This window comes from Pseudomonas sp. GLN_2 (assembly GCF_043106005.1).
GTDB lineage: Bacteria > Pseudomonadota > Gammaproteobacteria > Pseudomonadales > Pseudomonadaceae > Aquipseudomonas > Aquipseudomonas alloputida.
The window spans coordinates 1-455 of the sequence record NZ_JBICMC010000082.1; the positions used below are offsets into that span (position 1 = coordinate 1).

1 protein-coding gene is annotated in these 455 nt (G+C 60.9%); it reads left to right on the forward strand.

The genetic code is table 11. The annotated features are described in order from the left end of the window. A partial coding sequence (locus tag ACF8Q6_RS19600; protein WP_392499325.1) for an immunoglobulin-like domain-containing protein occupies window positions 1–455 on the forward strand: 455 nt, incomplete at both ends.

The window sequence follows — 455 nt, forward strand, 5'->3', positions numbered from 1 at the left end:
GGTCTGCCGATCAATAACCACAGTGCATTGACCTTCACGCTGAGCGACGGCAAAACCGTCATCACTGTGCCAGCCAATGGCACCGTGGGCACTGCCACCGTGGCTGCCCCGGACAACGTCTACGTCGGCGCTAACGACCCTGTAGTGAAGTCGATCGCAACCGTTGAAGGCGTGGATGTCGGCAAGTTCGAACAACTGACACTGGACAAGACGCCGGTCAGCACCGAGGTCACCGACGAGCCAGGTACGCCGGGCAACGAAGGCGACCTGGTCAAGGTCACTATTACTGCTGACCAGACCTCGGTGGCCGAGAACGTCAAACCGACCTTCACTGTTCACGTCAACCAGCCGCTGGCTCACGACCTGGTCGTGACCCTGAGCAACAATGCCCAGGTCACCATCAAGGCCGGCGAGACCAGCACGCCGTACACCCACGCTGCGCAGGGCGATGACGT